15 protein-coding genes and 1 tRNA gene are annotated in these 16,722 nt (G+C 43.7%); 5 read left to right on the top strand and 11 right to left on the bottom strand.

From position 1 onward, the window contains the following. Positions 1-47: 47 nt before the first annotated feature. From RL70_RS16115 to RL70_RS16100, 4 genes are all read right to left on the bottom strand, one after another. Positions 48-1,001 carry a nuclease-related domain-containing protein gene (locus tag RL70_RS16115; RefSeq protein ID WP_039044421.1) on the bottom strand — a complete coding sequence of 318 codons (954 nt, stop codon included), beginning with the start codon at positions 999-1,001 and terminating at the stop codon, positions 48-50. 547 nt (positions 1,002-1,548) lie between these two features. After that, entirely contained in the window at positions 1,549-3,960 is a 2,412-nt protein-coding gene (pheT, locus tag RL70_RS16110) for a phenylalanine--tRNA ligase subunit beta (protein WP_039044420.1), read from the bottom strand. 12 nt (positions 3,961-3,972) lie between these two features. Further along, complete coding sequence (pheS, locus tag RL70_RS16105; RefSeq protein WP_039044419.1) at positions 3,973-5,010, bottom strand: phenylalanine--tRNA ligase subunit alpha; 1,038 nt, start codon at positions 5,008-5,010, stop codon at positions 3,973-3,975. A gap of 542 nt (positions 5,011-5,552) precedes the next feature. Beyond that, positions 5,553-6,317 carry an RNA methyltransferase gene (locus tag RL70_RS16100; protein ID WP_039044418.1) on the bottom strand — a complete coding sequence of 255 codons (765 nt, stop codon included), beginning with the start codon at positions 6,315-6,317 and terminating at the stop codon, positions 5,553-5,555. Positions 6,318-6,412: 95 nt separating this feature from the next. On the opposite strand from RL70_RS16100, the gene sspI reads away from it, so the two are divergent. After that, complete coding sequence (gene sspI / locus RL70_RS16095) at positions 6,413-6,625, top strand: small acid-soluble spore protein SspI (RefSeq protein WP_039044417.1); 213 nt, start codon at positions 6,413-6,415, stop codon at positions 6,623-6,625. Between the two features lie 65 nt (positions 6,626-6,690). Here the strand turns inward: sspI and argF are convergent, their stop codons facing one another. From argF to RL70_RS16080, 3 genes are all read right to left on the bottom strand, one after another. Next, positions 6,691-7,650 carry an ornithine carbamoyltransferase gene (argF, locus tag RL70_RS16090; RefSeq protein WP_039044416.1) on the bottom strand — a complete coding sequence of 320 codons (960 nt, stop codon included), beginning with the start codon at positions 7,648-7,650 and terminating at the stop codon, positions 6,691-6,693. A 130-nt stretch (positions 7,651-7,780) separates the two neighbouring features. Then, complete coding sequence (locus RL70_RS16085) at positions 7,781-8,869, bottom strand: M42 family metallopeptidase (RefSeq protein WP_039044415.1); 1,089 nt, start codon at positions 8,867-8,869, stop codon at positions 7,781-7,783. Between the two features lie 75 nt (positions 8,870-8,944). After that, entirely contained in the window at positions 8,945-9,931 is a 987-nt protein-coding gene (locus RL70_RS16080; RefSeq protein WP_039044414.1) for a diaminopimelate dehydrogenase, read from the bottom strand. 205 nt (positions 9,932-10,136) lie between these two features. Between RL70_RS16080 and RL70_RS16075 the strand changes: the two genes are divergently transcribed. Then, positions 10,137-11,303, top strand: coding sequence for an MFS transporter (locus RL70_RS16075; protein WP_039044413.1), 1,167 nt, complete (start codon positions 10,137-10,139; stop codon positions 11,301-11,303). A 195-nt stretch (positions 11,304-11,498) separates the two neighbouring features. Beyond that, positions 11,499-11,912, top strand: a complete 414-nt coding sequence (locus tag RL70_RS16070) for a VOC family protein (RefSeq protein WP_039044433.1) — start codon at positions 11,499-11,501, stop codon at positions 11,910-11,912. Between the two features lie 73 nt (positions 11,913-11,985). Here RL70_RS16070 and recQ read toward each other — a convergent pair whose 3' ends face one another. The 4 genes from recQ to pssA form a co-directional block, all read right to left on the bottom strand. Continuing rightward, positions 11,986-13,758: a DNA helicase RecQ gene (recQ, locus tag RL70_RS16065; RefSeq protein WP_039044412.1), complete on the bottom strand. Its 1,773-nt coding sequence runs from the start codon at positions 13,756-13,758 to the stop codon at positions 11,986-11,988. 66 nt (positions 13,759-13,824) lie between these two features. Continuing rightward, entirely contained in the window at positions 13,825-14,259 is a 435-nt protein-coding gene (locus tag RL70_RS16060; RefSeq protein ID WP_039044411.1) for a hemerythrin domain-containing protein, read from the bottom strand. Positions 14,260-14,406: 147 nt separating this feature from the next. Further along, positions 14,407-14,497 (bottom strand) — tRNA-Ser (locus tag RL70_RS16055). Between the two features lie 102 nt (positions 14,498-14,599). Continuing rightward, positions 14,600-15,133, bottom strand: coding sequence for a CDP-diacylglycerol--serine O-phosphatidyltransferase (gene pssA / locus RL70_RS16050; protein ID WP_039044410.1), 534 nt, complete (start codon positions 15,131-15,133; stop codon positions 14,600-14,602). A 45-nt stretch (positions 15,134-15,178) separates the two neighbouring features. On the opposite strand from pssA, the gene asd reads away from it, so the two are divergent. Both asd and RL70_RS16040 read left to right on the top strand, forming a co-directional pair. Then, positions 15,179-15,964, top strand: a complete 786-nt coding sequence (asd, locus tag RL70_RS16045) for an archaetidylserine decarboxylase (protein WP_039044409.1) — start codon at positions 15,179-15,181, stop codon at positions 15,962-15,964. A gap of 31 nt (positions 15,965-15,995) precedes the next feature. Beyond that, positions 15,996-16,481, top strand: coding sequence for a DedA family protein (locus tag RL70_RS16040; RefSeq protein ID WP_039044408.1), 486 nt, complete (start codon positions 15,996-15,998; stop codon positions 16,479-16,481). Positions 16,482-16,722 lie beyond the last annotated feature (241 nt).

Raw genomic sequence — 16,722 nt, 5'->3', positions numbered from 1 at the left:
GGCGAAGCGCGCAAATTATCACTCGTATTTTATCCTACATATGTAAGCTATATTAACGATGTGTAACGACTGCCTCGTCCCTCCCCCTGCTTTTGAATCTCTGAACGAGCTAGCATTTTTTTTGCAGTGTGACGATTAGTGATCCCCGTGAACTCACAAAACTTTCGATTGGTTAGCGGTCCGGACATTAGCATAAACCAATCTATTACCGCATTTTGGTGACTTCCGGTTTCTCGTACACCGCAGACTGGGCACTCCCATCTCAAGTCAGACCATCTCATAATTGCTGGAATTTCACATCTTGAACAAAATACCCCTCCCCTAATATCACGATCGGCTATTTTATATCGCACAGTTATTGGATATGGATTGTACTCCTTATGTCCACGCGCTAGTGCTTTTGCAATTCTTGCAATATCCCTTTCCTCTAAAATCTGGTTCTGTGGAGTCAATGAACGAAAATAAGTAGGTGCCTCATAGGCAGTAATCACTTCCATAGATGGCTTTTCTTCAATAAACATTTCATTATTATATGCAAAAACAATGAGCCCTTTCACCTTTACATGTACATTCCGGCTAGCTAACCACTTTTCGAGAAACTGAATTTTGCGTTCCACTTCTGCAATAGGGCTTCGGAATAGCAACCGTGTTCCGTCTGGCAGTTGCTTCATAAATTGTATAGGCTTGGCTTTGATGAAAATTTTATCAGCGATGTTTTTGATTTCTGAAATGATGATGGCGTCTGGTGTGATGAAAAGTGAGTCGATTTGAAAATGGATACCTTCGTGTTGTAGGGAAAGATCGTGGAGTATGGCGTGTGGATAGTCAGTCCGGACTTCTTTCATGTAGCGATCGTATTCTTGCTCCCCTCCGTAACCGGCACGGGTTTTATACAGCTCACTCTGGATGTACTCGTATTTCTCGTGTGCTGGCGAAAGACGTTTCTCTAAAGCTAGTAGCCCACTTAATAATCGTGGCTTGGTTCGATGTTTATAGATCAATGGCGTCACCCCTTCTTTCATTAGTGTAGCCGTTCTTCAATAGAAGTGGAAGGCTTTGGTCGAAAATAGCATTATCACGTTTTTGACACAATTCACTTTGAGATTTTAGTGCATCGCGAGATACATGTGCTTGAATTTTAGAGAGTTGGGGTGAGCGGAGAAAAAAATTTAATCTAGTTTTTAGGTTTGGAGTTGGTTAGGGATTAATTGGTCGCGAGTCCGATGAAGGTTTGCTCTAATTATAGTCCCGCGATAATTAGGCTATTGGAACGAGCGAGTTGCTGTCCGAAACGAGCGGGTTGCCATTCGAAACGGGCGGGTCGACATCCTAAACGATCAGGTTCCCACTCAGAACGGGCGGGTTGCTGTCCGAAACGAGCGGGTTCCCACTCGGAACGGGCGGGTCGCTGTCTGAAACGAGAGGGTTCCCACTCAGAACGAGCGAGTCACTGTCCGAAACGAGCGGGTACGTTGTTAAATCTCATGCAGACAAAAAAGAGAAGGAGAACCGGCAATTCGCCAGTTCTCCCTCTCTATTCATCTAGAATTATCCTCGTAACACTGCGCCTGATTTCTCTTTTAGTGCAGCGAGTACTTTATCGTGACGAGTGACAACTTCCTCGTCTGTCAACGTACGTTCTGCATCGAAATACGTTAATGAGAACGCGAGTGACTTCATGCCTTCATCCACTTTGTCGCCTTCGTACAAGTCAAATACAGTTACATCTTTCAACAACTTGCCGCCAGCTTCTTGGATAATGTCCATCAAGCTACCTGCCGCCTCGTCTTTTGAAACGACTAGAGCGATATCACGTGACATCGAAGGATAGCGTGGAACTTGCTCATACACGAGTGCTTCAGCTGATTCAGCTAGTAGCAACGCTAAGTTCATTTCCGTCACATAGGTCTCCTTCAAATCGCGCTTTTTCTGTTCAGACGGGTGCAATTGACCGAGCACACCGACCACCACGCCATTCAACAAGATGTCCGCTGTTCTACCTGGATGCAAGCCATCATGAGTCGCTTTCGCATACGTTACTTTCCCAGTAAGACCGAGTGTATCCATCAGCCCTTCGACGATTCCCTTCATCACAAAGAAATCGACTTTCTTATTTTCTTGTTGCCATGCGTGATCCACCCATTTTCCAGTGATTACCGCCGCAACATGACCTACTTCTTTAGGAAGTCCGTCCTCTTGCGTTCCTAGGAACACAGAACCCGTCTCATATAGTGAAACCGTGTCAATGCGACGTGCTACGTTGTAAGTCGTTGCATCCAGCAAATGTGGAAGCAAGCTTTGACGCAATACGCTTCGATCTTCACTCATCGGCATAAGAAGCTCTGTTACCGGTGCTGTCTCCAGCGCAAAGCTTTGGGATTCTGCACGTGAAGTTAGTGAATACGTGATCGCCTGATAAAGACCAGCACTCTCCATATAACGACGAACGAGACGGCGTTTTTCCTGGAAGCTGTTCAATCCTCCTGGAACACTTTCACCAATCGGCAGTGTCATCGGGATTTCATCGTATCCGTAAAGACGTGCAATTTCTTCGATCAAATCCTCTTTAATACGCAAATCTTGTCTGCGTGTTGGAGCATCGACGATTAATTGTCCATTCGCTGCTTCTACAGGGATTTGAAGACGTTCTAAAATCGAAACCATTTCGTCCATTGGAATCTTCATACCTAGACGCTGATTCACATAATCTGGTGACAATATAATGCGGACTGATTCTTTATCCAGCTCATCGAACTGAACAGCTCCAGCCAACACTTCTCCGCCAGCTAGTTCTGCCATTAATTGTGCCGCACGTTCTGCCGCTTCAGCTACACGGTTCGGGTCTACCCCTTTTTCAAAACGTGTACTCGCATCACTGCGCAGACCTACGTCTTTCGAAGTTTTTCGAACTGATGCAGATGCAAAATAAGCCGATTCAATGACAACTGTTGTCGTACCGTCGTGAACTTCGGAATTCGCTCCACCCATGACTCCTGCAAGTGCTACTGGTTCTTTACCATTCGTAATGACGAGCTGATCCGCATGTAATGTACGTTCGACATCATCTAATGTCGTCATCTTTTCACCTTCTACAGCGCGACGAACGACGATTTCCTTTGTCTCAAGACGATCGTAGTCAAACGCGTGCAAAGGCTGACCGTACTCAAGCAATACGAAATTAGTAATATCAACGACGTTGTTATGCGGACGAACACCGGCAGCCATCAAGTAATTTTGAAGCCATAGTGGCGACTCAGCGACTTTGACGTTTTTCACAACTTTAGCGATGTACATTGGGTTGTCTTCCTTAGCTTCTACTTTAAGCGTCAAGACATCTTCTGCTTTTTCGTTTGAAGCTGTGTACTCAATTGTCGGAAGCTTGACATCTTGTGATAAAATCGCACCGACTTCATACGCAACACCTAGCATGCTGAGTGCATCCGCGCGATTCGGTGTCAAATCGAATTCCAAGATGACGTCATCCAATCCGAGTAATGAAAGCGCATCTGTACCTGGTTTAGCATCAGCTGGCAGTACATAAATACCTTCTGCATAGGCTTTTGCGACAGTCTTTCCTTCTACACCAAGCTCTTGAAGAGAACAAATCATGCCGTTTGACACTTCACCGCGAAGTTTCGCTTTTTTAATCTTCATGCCACCTGGCAATTTCGCGCCAGGAAGTGCCGCAATAATGTTTTGTCCTGCGGCTACGTTCGGTGCACCACAAATAATTTGAACCGTTTCTTCGCCCACGTTTACTTGGCAAATGTTCAGTTTGTCTGCTTCCGGATGCTTTTCACATGATTCAACGTGTCCGACAACGATGTTCGTTAAACCTTCAGAACGGTCGATAATCGTATCGACTTCAATGCCCGCACGTGTAATCTTTTCAGCAAGATCCGCAGGTGCGATACCTTTTGTATCTACATAGTTTTCTAGCCATTTCGTTGATACGTACATGGGGTCTCCTCCTTACACTTCTGTGCGGTTAAATTGTGATATAAATCTCATATCGTTCGTAAAGAAATGACGAATGTCTTCGACGCCATACTTCAGCATTGCAATTCGCTCTGGTCCCATACCGAAAGCAAATCCAGTGAATACTGTAGGGTCATATCCAGCCATTTCAAGAACATTCGGATGCACCATACCAGCTCCGAGAATTTCAATCCAGCCAGTTTTCTTACAGACGTTACAGCCTGATCCGCCACATTTGAAGCATGAGATGTCCATTTCTACAGAAGGCTCTGTGAATGGGAAGAAGCTTGGACGAAGACGGATTTCCCGTTCTTCACCGAACATCTTCTTCGCAAATAATGCGAGGGTCCCTTTCAAATCACTCATTCGGATGTCTTCGCCAACGACGAGACCTTCGATTTGTGTGAATTGATGAGAATGTGTCGCGTCATCGCTATCTCGACGATACACTTTACCTGGGCAGATAATCTTGATCGACTCGCCTTTTTTAGCAGCCATTGTCCGCGCTTGGACAGGTGACGTGTGGGTACGCAACAAAACATCTTCCGTGATGTAAAATGAATCTTGCATGTCTCGTGCTGGGTGACCTTTTGGTAGGTTCAAGGCTTCAAAGTTGTAGTAGTCTTGTTCAACTTCAGGTCCTTCCGCCACTTCATAGCCCATGCTGATAAAGAAGTCTTCGATTTCTTCAACGACACGTGTCAGCGGGTGGTGATTGCCAAGTTTAACGGGTCTTCCTGGAAGTGTAATATCGATTGTTTCTTTTTCAAGTTTTTCATTAACGGCTTGCAGCTCGAGTAACTCCATTTTTTCTTCTAACGTTGTAGTAACGGTTTCACGCACGACATTCACAAGTGCGCCCATTTTAGGACGTTCCTCAGCCGGTAGTTTCCCCATTCCTTTCAAGAGGTCCGTAATCGGCCCCTTTTTCCCTAGATAAGCTACGCGAACGTCATTCAGTTCTTTCACTGACGCCGCGGCTTCAATTTTCTGCAGTGCTTCTTGTTTTAACTGTTCCAGCTGCTGCTCCATTGTCATTCTCCTTTCAAAATAGCTTTGTTAAGTAGATTTTTGAAGTAACCTTCTTTGGACATATAGCCGTTGAATGGAGTGCAGGGCGGCAACTCCTGAGGGATCAGCGTAGATTGAAGACCCCGCAGAAGCAAAGCGCCGAGGAGACTGAGATCAAGCCCCTCGGAAAGTGTCCGCCTGAAACGCAATTCAACACTGTCACATAACAAACCTTAACAAAACAAAAAAACTCGTCCCCTAAAAAAGGGACGAGGACGAATTCGCGGTACCACCCTGATTATCATGCCAGTCGTGCACATGATCTCTCAACTTCGGAATAACGGTCCGTAGCCGGCTCATCTTTACAGCATTATGCTGGTCCTGAAGGCAGCTCGCGGGGTGAACGGTAACAGTTTCGACCATCCATACTTCCAGTCAAGGTATGGATTCCCTAGCGTCAAATGTTCTGTTTCCTCTTCCCGGTCAACACTTTTGTTGTCTGTTGCTCTTGTATACTACATCAGTATAGCGGAATCCGCTTCATACTTCAATACTTGAACGACTTAGCGACGTGCGTATGTGTACAACAAGACGCCCGCTGCGACTGCAACGTTCAACGACTCTGCTTCACCATACAACGGAATCTTGACGATTGTATCCGCTTGCTCCAGGTATTCATCCGAAACTCCTGCTCCTTCATTCCCCATTAGAAGTGCAAAAGCAGGCAATGCGTCCACTGTGAAATGATCTTTTGCTTGAGACAATCCTGTTCCGATCACTTGCAGACCGCCTTGTTTTGCACGTTCAATCCATTCGCTCAAATCCCCTTTTACGATTGGAATATGGAAATGGGAACCTTGCCCAGAACGGACTGTTTTCGGGTTAAAAGGATCGGCACACCCCTTACCAAGAATCACAGCGTCCATTCCAGCAGCATCTGCAGTACGAATCATCGTTCCGATATTGCCCGGATCTTGGACTGCGTCAATAAATAGAAGACGTTTCCATTCTGAATACAGGTCTTCTGAAGGAATCGGCTGTTTGCAGTGTGCAAAAATCCCTTGTGGATGTTCTGTTTCTGAGATTTCGGCAGCTACTGCTTTCGTCATTTCAATGATTTGAATCGAAGACTCTTCCAACTCAAATGGAATTTCAACATCTTCCCGGAACATAATGTGAAGCACCGAACCTTCAATTTTTAACGCCTCTTCAACTAGATGGTGTCCTTCGACGATGAATTCTTCAGAGCGTTCGCGTTCTTTTTTTGTTGTAATAAGCTTTTTCCAATGTTTCACAAGTGCATTTTGCGTAGATTCAATACGTTTCATAGTGTAGGATGACTTCCTTTTTTTCTTTTCAGTGTATCAAAGACAAGCCCTTTTGGCGATACTAAACTCAAGTACGTTGAAAGGAGGTCAGATGAATGGATTTTCAAATTAGAGACGCAATTACGGCAAATATGACGGATAACAAAGCGCAAGATATCCGCGGAGTTGTGGATGATGCGATTGCGCGAGGAGAAGAGCATCTGCTTCCTGGCTTAGGTGTGTTCTTTGAAAAGCTTTGGCAACGCGCCGATGATCAGGAAAAGATGAAGATTACGGGTGAACTCGAGCACGCATTTGCTGCACAGTGACTCCAACACAAAAAGGGATCGCTATACACCTATTAGGTGCAATGCGATTCCTTTTTTATATCCTATTACAGCAACGCAGCAAGCAAAGCTTTCTGTGCATGCATGCGGTTTCCTGCTTGTTGGAAAACAACAGATTGTGTGCCGTCAATAACCGATGCTGAAACTTCTTGACCGCGATGTGCTGGAAGACAGTGCATAAACGTATAATCAGATTTCGCGCGTCCAGCAAGTTCGTCATTAATTTCAAAGCCATCGAAATCTGCAAGTCGCTTTTCTGATTGTTCATCGTCTCCCATACTCACCCACACGTCTGTATACAAAATGTCTGCGTCTTTTGCGGCTTCAACGGGATCTGTCAATTGTGTCATCGTCACGCCCGATTGTTTGGCTGCTTTTTCGATAGATTTTGATATGTCAGCATCCATTTCATAACCGACTGGTGTAGCGATTGCTGTGTGGATGCCCATTTTAGCAGCAGCCATGAGTAGTGAATGCGCGACATTATTGCCGTCCCCGATGTAAACAAGCTTTAGTCCCGCAAGCTTACCTTTCACTTCTTGGATTGTTAGTAGGTCCGCAAGTGCTTGGCAAGGGTGTAATTTATCTGTAAGGCCATTAATGACAGGGATTGAGGCGTTGTCTGCGAATTCTTTCACCATTTCATGCGAGTTTGCGCGAATCATTACTCCATCCAGATATTCAGAGAACACTTTCGCTGTATCTGCAATCGACTCGCCACGTCCGATTTGTAGTTCCGTCGGGTTCATCATCAATGCATGCCCACCTAGTTGGAACATACCCACATCGAACGAAATACGAGTTCGCGTCGAATTCTTTTCAAACACCATTCCTAGAGTTTTTCCTTCTAGAGGTTTAGTTGCGCCTCCCGCTAAAAAATCCTTCTTCATTTTCGCCGCTTGATCTAACAGATAGGCAATTTCTTCAGTTGAAAAATCCTCAATTGCTAAAAAGTCTTTTCCCTTCAATTGCTTCTCCATGTATTTCAGTTCGAATGCGCTTGTCATTAAATCATCCTCCATGAATAAAATTGGTTATTTACAGTATAATTATGAATAATTATAAAGTCAAATGTATTTTTATACTTTATTGAAAATTAAAAGAGGCAGACCAGGTTCTGATCTACCTCTTCCCTTTTTATTCAGAAATAATCTTATCGACTGTTTCTCGATCAAGCTTTTTAATGACTTCCACGATAAGTTTCACAGCGTTTTCATAGTCGTCGCGGTGTAGCATTGCCGCATGACTGTGGATGTAGCGAGTCGCTACAGTGATGGCTATTGAAGGAACCCCATTACCGCTCAAATGGATCGAGCCAGCATCTGTTCCGCCACCTGACATGGAATCGAATTGATACGGAATGCTGTTTTCTTCAGCAGTGTCGACGATAAAGTCACGTAAGCCCTTATGCGCGATCATAGACGCGTCATAGAGAATGATTTGAGGACCATCTCCCATTTTTGCTGACGCTTCTTTTGCTGTAACTCCAGGTGTGTCCCCAGCGATACCGACGTCAACTGCGATCCCGATATCCGGATTGATTTTATTTGCTGCAGTGCGAGCGCCACGAAGACCGACTTCTTCTTGGACCGCTCCAACACTATACAGTGTATTAGGATGACCTTGTTTGTTCAGTTCTTTCATAACGTCGATTGCAATTGCACAACCTATGCGGTTATCCCAAGCTTTTGCAAGTAAATATTTTTCGTTGTTCATGACTGTGAATTCGAAGTAAGGAACGACCATGTCCCCAGGTGAAACGCCCCACTCCATTGCCTCTTCACGTGATGAAGCACCGATATCGATGAACATATCTTTAATGTCCACTGGTTTTTTGCGAACTTCAGCAGGTAGAATATGTGGCGGTTTAGAACCGATGATTCCTGTAATGGAATCCCCTTTACGCGTTACAATCGTCACGCGTTGAGCGAGCATGACTTGTGACCACCAGCCACCGATTGTTTGGAAGCTCAAGAACCCTTTGTCGTCAATTCTTGAAATCATGAATCCGACTTCGTCGAGGTGACCCGCAACCATGATTTTAGGACCGTCTGCATCGCCAGTATGTTTAGCAATTAGTGAACCCAGACCATCCTGGTCAATCTCATCTGCAAATGGTTCGATATAGCGTTTCATCACGTCACGTGGTTCACGTTCGTTCCCACCTGTCCCTTTTGCATCGGTTAATTCTTTGAGCATGTGTAGCGTTTCATCCATTTTAGCCAAATCCTTCGCCCCCCTAAGTAATTACGTTCCTAGTATAGTACAAATTATCTTGTTTTCAAAGTATGCAGGGTATTCTTATAACAATTCTTTACGAAGTTGAGCGGGATCTTTAGGCGATAATAGGCCTGGTGGAATGTCGAACACTGTTTTCGCACCATGTTGTCCAAGTTGATTTAATCTGTATGCAGCTCGTGCATATGCTGTAAGAACACTTGAAGTAAACTCAGGATTACTATCCAATGTCAACGAATATTCCATCACCTGGTTTGTGCCTTTTCCGGTCTTACCACTACGGATGACAAATCCTCCATGTGGCATCGTACTATGATTTTGTTGCATTTCTTCTTCTGAGATGAAGGAAACAGTTGTATCATAGTCTGAGAAATAATCTGGCATGGTAACAATGGTATCTTCCACAGTCGCTGCGTCCGCGCCTGCTTCTAATACGACGTAGCATTCCCGGACATGCTTTTCTCTTGTTGACAATTCTGGTTGTTTCCCCGCTCGAACTTTTGAAATCGCTTCTTCAGAAGGGATTGTATACTGAACGGCATTTTTAACGCCGTTAATGCGACGAACCGCATCAGAATGACCTTGGCTAAGCCCTTTCCCCCAAAAAGTATATGTGGCACCGTCAGCAAGGACAGTTTCTCCATATAATCGATTCAATGAAAACAGGCCGGGATCCCATCCCACAGACAAAATTGCTGTTGTGCCCGAGGGTTTCGCTGCTGCATCGATAGCATCGAAGTATTCAGGGATTTTAGCGTGAGTATCGAAGCTATCAATCGTTGTAAATAACTTCGCAAGTGCAGGACCTTGTTCAGGTAAATCCGCACGGGACCCTCCGCAAAGAATCATGACGTCTACATCGTTCACATGCTTTTCAACATCTGCCAACTGGTACACAGATACGTTGTCACCGACTGGTTGAACACTACTTGGATCTCTTCTTGTGAAAATACCAACCAACTCCATATCGGGTTGTTGGGAAATCGCAAACTCCACCCCTTTACCTAGGTTTCCATAACCTGCGATTCCAATTCTTATCTTCGATTCCATGTCTTATTCCCCCATTTCGTTTGACTATTCGTTATTTTACAGTTTTTTTCACCAGATTGCTATTTTTTCTTAACAAGAATGACTTTCTACAATTTTGTCACACATCGTGCTGTTTGTTCCATACTCCCTAACCTTGGCCATTGATTTAAACCCTTAACATGATAAAATAAGCATGGTTTATGAAATCTCGAAACGAGGCGTATGTATGCGATTCTTTGTTTATTTAATCGTTTTCTTTTCATTTTTTGATTTGTTCTCCCAGCTACCGATCATGAGTCCATTTGCTCTTTCTTTAGGTGCTTCCACGTTCGTAGCGGGGCTAGTTGTCGGTACCTATTCACTTGCTAATGTTTTCGGAAATGTCATTTCAGGCTTTGTTACTGATAAGAGAGGTCCGTTCATCATTTTGCTAATCGGACTTTTAACGAACGCTTTAGCGTTGACGCTATATTCCACAGTCCATGTTGCTTGGATACTTGTTGGTGTCCGTTTCATTCACGGATTTACGAATGGTTTGATCATTCCTGCTGCGTTTACTTTTCTAGCCAACCGAGCTCAACCTGAAAAACGCGGAAAAAGTGTCGCGATTTCAGGTGCGTTTGTCGGAATGGCTGCGATTGCTGGTCCTGCTTATAGCGGAATTGTCGCTTCGATCATCGGGAACCCATTAAAAGGAACTCCTGCCATCATGCTCGCAAACGGCGCTATCATGGCAATCCTAGCAATTTTAACATTTCTGCTATTACGTTCGGTGAAAAGAGTCAAGAAATCAGAAGAAAAATCAAAAGAGAAACATGTCGGGGCAATGTTCCGCCATCCAGGCATTCAACGTGCCTTTGCCGGCGCATTCTTCCTTATGTTTTCACAAGGTGTCCTAGCGCTTATTCTTCCGTTAAAGGTCGAAGCACTTGGTTTTGACACAAAAACCACAGGCACACTTCTTAGCACGTTCGGTATTGTGGCAATTTTAGTATTTTTACTGCCGATCAATCGTATTTTCGATCGGGTGAAACCAATGATTACACTCGCATTCGGAATTTCCTTAATGGGTGTTAGTATGTTGCTTCTAAGTCAGGCAGACGAGCTGATTAGTCTATATGAAACAATGGCGTTATATGGGGTCGGATTTGCATTTCTATTCCCATCCATCAACTCATTGCTCATCGACTCCTCTGAAGCCGCTTATCGTGGAAAAGCATACGGTTATTTCTATGCGTTTTTCTCAATGGGCGTTGTCGCAGGATCGTATACGATTGGTGCATTGAATTTGAATTTCCGAGGAGCATTCGCTTTTACAGGTGTGGTCTTGCTACTCGTTGCAGCCTATACCATTTATGGCTTGTTCAAACAACGGACAGCACCGGTTCACTAAAACGGTTAATCCAAAGAGATTATATTAAAGAGCCTTGTATTTCGTGGACGCATTGCTTCTCCACTGTTTTTAGTACTCCATTCATCTTGTTCTCGATCTTAGGAACTCCTGTTCATTCCTAATACCTTTCAAATAGCAGACATGATATGATAAGCAGACAGACTTGTCTGATACAATTAGAATGGAGTGGTTCCTATCGGGATTAATGTATATGTAACATTTAACGGAAATTGCCGCCAAGCAGTGGAATTCTATGCAGACGTTTTCAATACGGAAAAACCGGAGTTTATGACTTTTGGTGACTCACCTCAAAATCCCGAATACCCTTTACCTGAAGATGCTAAAGATCTCATTATGCATACACGTCTTACTATAAAAAATGACGTGATCATGTTCTCAGACACATTTCCCGGATCACCAGTTGTAGTTGGAAATAACATCAGCTTAGCATTCGTAAGTGATGATACGGATGAACTTACTTCCTCGTTTGAAAAGCTCAAACAGGATGGTTACGTGTCCATGGAGTTACAGGAGACCTTTTTCAGTAAATGCTACGGCAAAGTAAAAGATCAATTTGGTATCGAATGGCAAGTAAGTCACGAAGAATAACGGAGAACAAAACAAAAAACATGCTTATCTAGCATGTTTTTTGTTTTGTATATTTGTTTGAGTAAGCAAATCATCAAATCTCCTGGAGTTGAAAAGATTGAATCTCTTCGATGAACGCCTCTCCATAAATCTCAAGCTTCGTTTGTCCAACACCCACAACATCTAAAAACTCAGCTGACGTTGCCGGTTTCTTCATCGCCATATCCTTCAAAGTCTTGTCCGAGAATACAACAAATGGTGGAACTCCCGCTTCTTGAGCAAGCTGACGTCTCAGTTGTCGAAGCTGTTCAAACAATGGATCGTTTTCTGTAAGTACTTTTGAGACAAATGAACCTTTGCGCATAATCTTATCATTGCCAAGCAAGACTTCTTTTCCACGCTCTGCCACCCGAATCGTAGGGAACTGTCCGTTTTCGACTTGTAAACAGTTCGCTGAAATCAGAAACTCGATAAAATCGGAAACTTCCTTCGCATTCTTTTCTTTCAGTAACCCATATGTGGTCAGTTCATGAAACTTAAAGTCCAGCAATTTTTTGTTCCTCGACCCTGTCAACACTTGAGCAATCATCGTCTTACCAAATCGTTGTCCCATTCGAATGACACATGACAGCACTTTTTGGGCTTCCAGCGTAACGTCCATCTGCTCACGTGTATCTGTGCAATTAGCACATCTTCCACATTTCGGAGCATCTTTTTCACCGAAGTATGTCACAATGTATTGCTGCAAACAATTTTCCGTATGACAATAGTCAATCATCCCTTGCAACTTTTCGAGTTCTGCTGGAATTCTAGAAGGATCAGGTGATTGGTCGATCAGAAAGCGTTGCGTCTGAATATCTTGTGATGCGAAAAGGAGCACACATTCACTATCGAGTCCGTCGCGCCCTGCGCGTCCTGCTTCCTGATAATAGCTTTCCATATTCTTCGGCATTTGATAATGAATGACGTATCGAATATTCGACTTATCAATTCCCATTCCAAACGCATTTGTTGCGACCATCACCGTCGCTTCATCATTCAAAAAACGTTCTTGTTCGTGATGACGTTCGGTATCTGACATGCCTCCATGATACTTCGCCACTTCAAATCCAGAGCGGTTCAGCAGCTCATAAATACTCTCGACTGCTTTTCGGGTTGCCGCGTAAACAATTCCAGCCTCGCCTTTATTTTTACTTGCAAACTCTTTGATGAACTTCTCACGATTTTGCCCTTTTACAACCGTAAACACCAGGTTTGACCGCTCGAACCCTGTCATCACCGTCTGTTCTTGCGGAATTCCAAGTTGCACTCGGATGTCTTCCCGAACGTTCGGCGTTGCTGTCGCAGTTAAAGCAAGCAAGACCGGTTTTTCGTCAAAACAGTTCAATACGCGAGTAATATTCCTATAGCTCGGTCTGAAATCATGACCCCATTGTGAAATACAGTGTGCTTCATCAATTGCAATCATCGGCACGCTCATGCGACTTAGTTCTCTCATAAATGATTCGGACTCTAATCGCTCGGGCGCAATATAGAGGAGCCGATACTGTCCTGCAATCGCGTTTTCAAGAATACCGAAATATTCCTCAGATGATAGTGTACTGTTTATGTATGCAGCAGGAATCCCAAGCTGCCACAGTGCGTCTACCTGATCTTTCATAAGGGAAATGAGTGGGGATATGACGAGGACCGTTCCATCTAATAACATTGCCGGAACTTGGTAGCACAATGATTTACCGCCACCCGTTGGCATGACACACAGAGCGTCCTGTCCACCCATAACATGCTGGATGACTTGCTCTTGTCCTGTGCGGAATGATGTATACCCGAATTTTTCAGCGAGCACGGCAAGTGCTTGTTGCATCATTTAGTGTCCTCCTTTCATCGGAATTCGTCTCTTTGCGCGAAGACATGCAAGAAAATTCTATACGTTTCAAGCGTCTTTTGAAGGTGATTCTGTAAATAACAGACGTTCTTCTTCACGACTATGGATTTCGTTCACAACCAATAACGCATAAAACTTTTGTAGGACGCTCGGACTAATCCCTTCCGTCTCTCTAAGCACTTCTATGTCCGCAACGATGATTCTTATCAAATCATGATCACGTGTTAGCTGTGTAACTGATTTTTCCATCGTAGGATTTTCGGTAACGATTTCTTGATAAAACCCATCCTCTTCTGCATCCGCATGACTGATTACTCGAGTCTTCCAGTAATCCACTAAATCATTGGCCGCTCGTTCTGCATTTTTCTGATCCCCTTCTTGAAGGAAGTCAATCAGCATCTCCGTTTTTCCGATTGCACCAGATAGTCCACCTTCGTGAATAGCTCGGTGAGAATGTAGTTGTTTTAAAGCTGGTCCTGCCATTTCAATCATTCCTTTCCGTTGATTGTCTACTCTAAGAATAGCAGATTGGTAAGGAGAATGGAACGAACATGGGGACACTTCTAAATGTGAACTCCAAGACAAAATAAAACCGTCTCGCATAGTTGCAAAGACGGTTCAATGTATGTATGGCGGAGGCGAGAAGATTTGAACTCCCGCGGCGCTTGCACGCCCTAGCTGATTTCGAGTCAGCCCCCTTCAGCCTCTTGGGTACGCCTCCATTTTTAACGAAATAAAATTATAACACGGACCAAATCATTCTTCAATTTAATAACCTCTTCACTCAACTATGTGAATAGCAGCTAAGTGAAGAGGTCGGCTATTATACTTTAGAAATTTTAAAGTTGCTGACCATCGCCCAAGAAAGAACGAGCATTGCAATGACAAGATACGGTGCTGCCACATATGGAACTGCGAAATATAATGCAGTTAAAATAACACCTGCTGCTGTAATTGGAACGCCACGGAATACTCCGTCGAACTCTTCAACATTGTACCGGGCCAATCGAACCGCCCCACAAGCAATATAGATAATCGTCGCTGCGAGCCCTACCCAAAGCATTCCAGATAAAGCTGTATGGTAGATAAGGACCGCTGGTGCGATGCCAAACGATATAATATCACTTAACGAATCTAATTCTTTACCAAAAGCAGATTCTGTATGGAAGTGACGAGCAGTCATACCGTCAAAACGATCGAATAAAGCTGCTAAAAAAATAAATACCAAACTCATGTGTGACAAGTCTTGCGAAATTAGTATAATAGCAATAACTCCGAAACTTAAATTGACTAAAGTAATTGCATTCGCCAGTTGGGCCTTCACTTTAGTATAATCAATATATCTAAATGAAAACATATCAAACCTCCTTATAATAAATACTAGTTAAAGATGGTGATTGTATTGAAAAAGAAACTTCTTAAATCATTAGTGGAATTGACTGGAAATCCAATTTCTTCTGGGATTCTTCGTCACTTGTCAGCCTCACGTCTAAGCAAACCTCTTATTAAGACGTACTCAAAATCCTATAAAATCGATGAGTCCATTATGGAATATCCGAGAGAACACTATGACAGCCTGCAAGCATTTTTCACTCGCAATCTAAAATCCGGAGCACGACCTTTCAATGAGTCGCCTGAAATTCTTATCTCCCCTTCTGACGGACAGCTAAGTTCGTACGGACGTGTGGAAGAAGGACACCAATTTACAATTAAAGGTCATACATACAGTATAAATGAAATATTCATGAATGAGAAGAGTGCATCTGCTTATAAAAATGGTTGGTACTTTGTATTCTACTTATCCCCAGCAGATTATCATCACTTTCATTACCCTGCGGATGGTACAGTCATTAACCGCTACGCTCTTGGAAATAAATCATATCCTGTTAATACAATGGGACTCACATACGGAGACAAACCGTTTGAAACAAACTATAGATTGATAACCGAGCTTGCAACAACTTATGATAAATTAGCCCTTGTCAAAGTAGGCGCACTCAATGTAAACTCCGTACAGCTCTACTCTTCTTCAAAAGAAGCTAAAAAAGGAGAGGATTTCGGGTATTTCTCGTTTGGCTCAACAATTCTTTTGTTTGTCGCAGGTGACTCCCATTTCTCTGCTACAATTCAAGAAAAAGGTGCAATCCATGTTGGAGACCCAATTGGTCAATGGGTACCACGAACGTGAACATCAAAGAAGTGACAAAAGAGGGATGTAAGTGAGTGTTTTTCAAGATTTCGTTACCCATTACGGGTATTTTGCAGTTTTTCTATTTCTAGCGCTTGGAATATTCGGTTTACCAATGCCAGATGAGTTCTTAATCGTCTTTACAGGATACTTGTCTTCTGCTGGATTGTTCAATTTTTTAGGAGCTATGGCTATTGCAATTTTGGGTGTGTTCATCGGAACTCTTGTAACCTATACAATCGGAAAACAAGTGGGACGTCCAATTGTTGAGCGGTTCGGTAAATGGGTCGGTCTGTCAGAAAAACGAGTACTACGAATAGAACGATGGTTTGGCCGCTATGGTTCCTGGACTGTGACCTTAGGCTTTTTCGTTCCAGGAATGCGTCATTTTGTTTGTTGCTTTTCAGGAATGAGTGGCATGGCTGTAAAACGATATATGCTGTTCTCCTCACTCGGCACAACCGCTTCAGGTATTATATGCATAACACTCGGCTATTTGTTCGGATGGCCATTTTAAACACTCCGCTAAGTGCGGAATGATCAGACTGTAGACAAACTCCAGTACACATGGGGATTGGCTACAGTCTTTTTCTTTTACAATAGAATTAACTATGAAAAGTTGATTTCCGCTGCGAGCGGACGCTTTCCGAGGGGCTTGCTCTCAGTCGCTTCCCTCGCTTTGCTCAGTCCAGGGTCTTCGAGCTTCGCTTATCCCTCCGGAGTCGCCGCTCTCCGCTACAATCAACAGTATCTCCCAA

It is taken from the genome of Sporosarcina sp. ZBG7A, assembly GCF_000813425.1.
GTDB lineage: Bacteria > Bacillota > Bacilli > Bacillales_A > Planococcaceae > Sporosarcina.
This window is presented reverse-complemented; position numbering and strand designations above follow the sequence as displayed.

What these genes read in the sequence shown, in the direction of transcription:
- pheT (WP_039044420.1), bottom strand. Translation starts at nt 3,960, where the DNA reads ATGTACGTATCAACGAAATGGCTAGAAAACTATGTAGATACAAAAGGT.
- pheS (WP_039044419.1), bottom strand. Translation starts at nt 5,010, where the DNA reads ATGGAGCAGCAGCTGGAACAGTTAAAACAAGAAGCACTGCAGAAAATT.
- RL70_RS16100 (WP_039044418.1), bottom strand. Translation starts at nt 6,317, where the DNA reads ATGAAACGTATTGAATCTACGCAAAATGCACTTGTGAAACATTGGAAA.
- sspI (WP_039044417.1), top strand. Translation starts at nt 6,413, where the DNA reads ATGGATTTTCAAATTAGAGACGCAATTACGGCAAATATGACGGATAAC.
- argF (WP_039044416.1), bottom strand. Translation starts at nt 7,650, where the DNA reads ATGACAAGCGCATTCGAACTGAAATACATGGAGAAGCAATTGAAGGGA.
- RL70_RS16080 (WP_039044414.1), bottom strand. Translation starts at nt 9,931, where the DNA reads ATGGAATCGAAGATAAGAATTGGAATCGCAGGTTATGGAAACCTAGGT.
- RL70_RS16075 (WP_039044413.1), top strand. Translation starts at nt 10,137, where the DNA reads ATGCGATTCTTTGTTTATTTAATCGTTTTCTTTTCATTTTTTGATTTG.
- recQ (WP_039044412.1), bottom strand. Translation starts at nt 13,758, where the DNA reads ATGATGCAACAAGCACTTGCCGTGCTCGCTGAAAAATTCGGGTATACA.
- RL70_RS16060 (WP_039044411.1), bottom strand. Translation starts at nt 14,259, where the DNA reads ATGGCAGGACCAGCTTTAAAACAACTACATTCTCACCGAGCTATTCAC.
- pssA (WP_039044410.1), bottom strand. Translation starts at nt 15,133, where the DNA reads ATGTTTTCATTTAGATATATTGATTATACTAAAGTGAAGGCCCAACTG.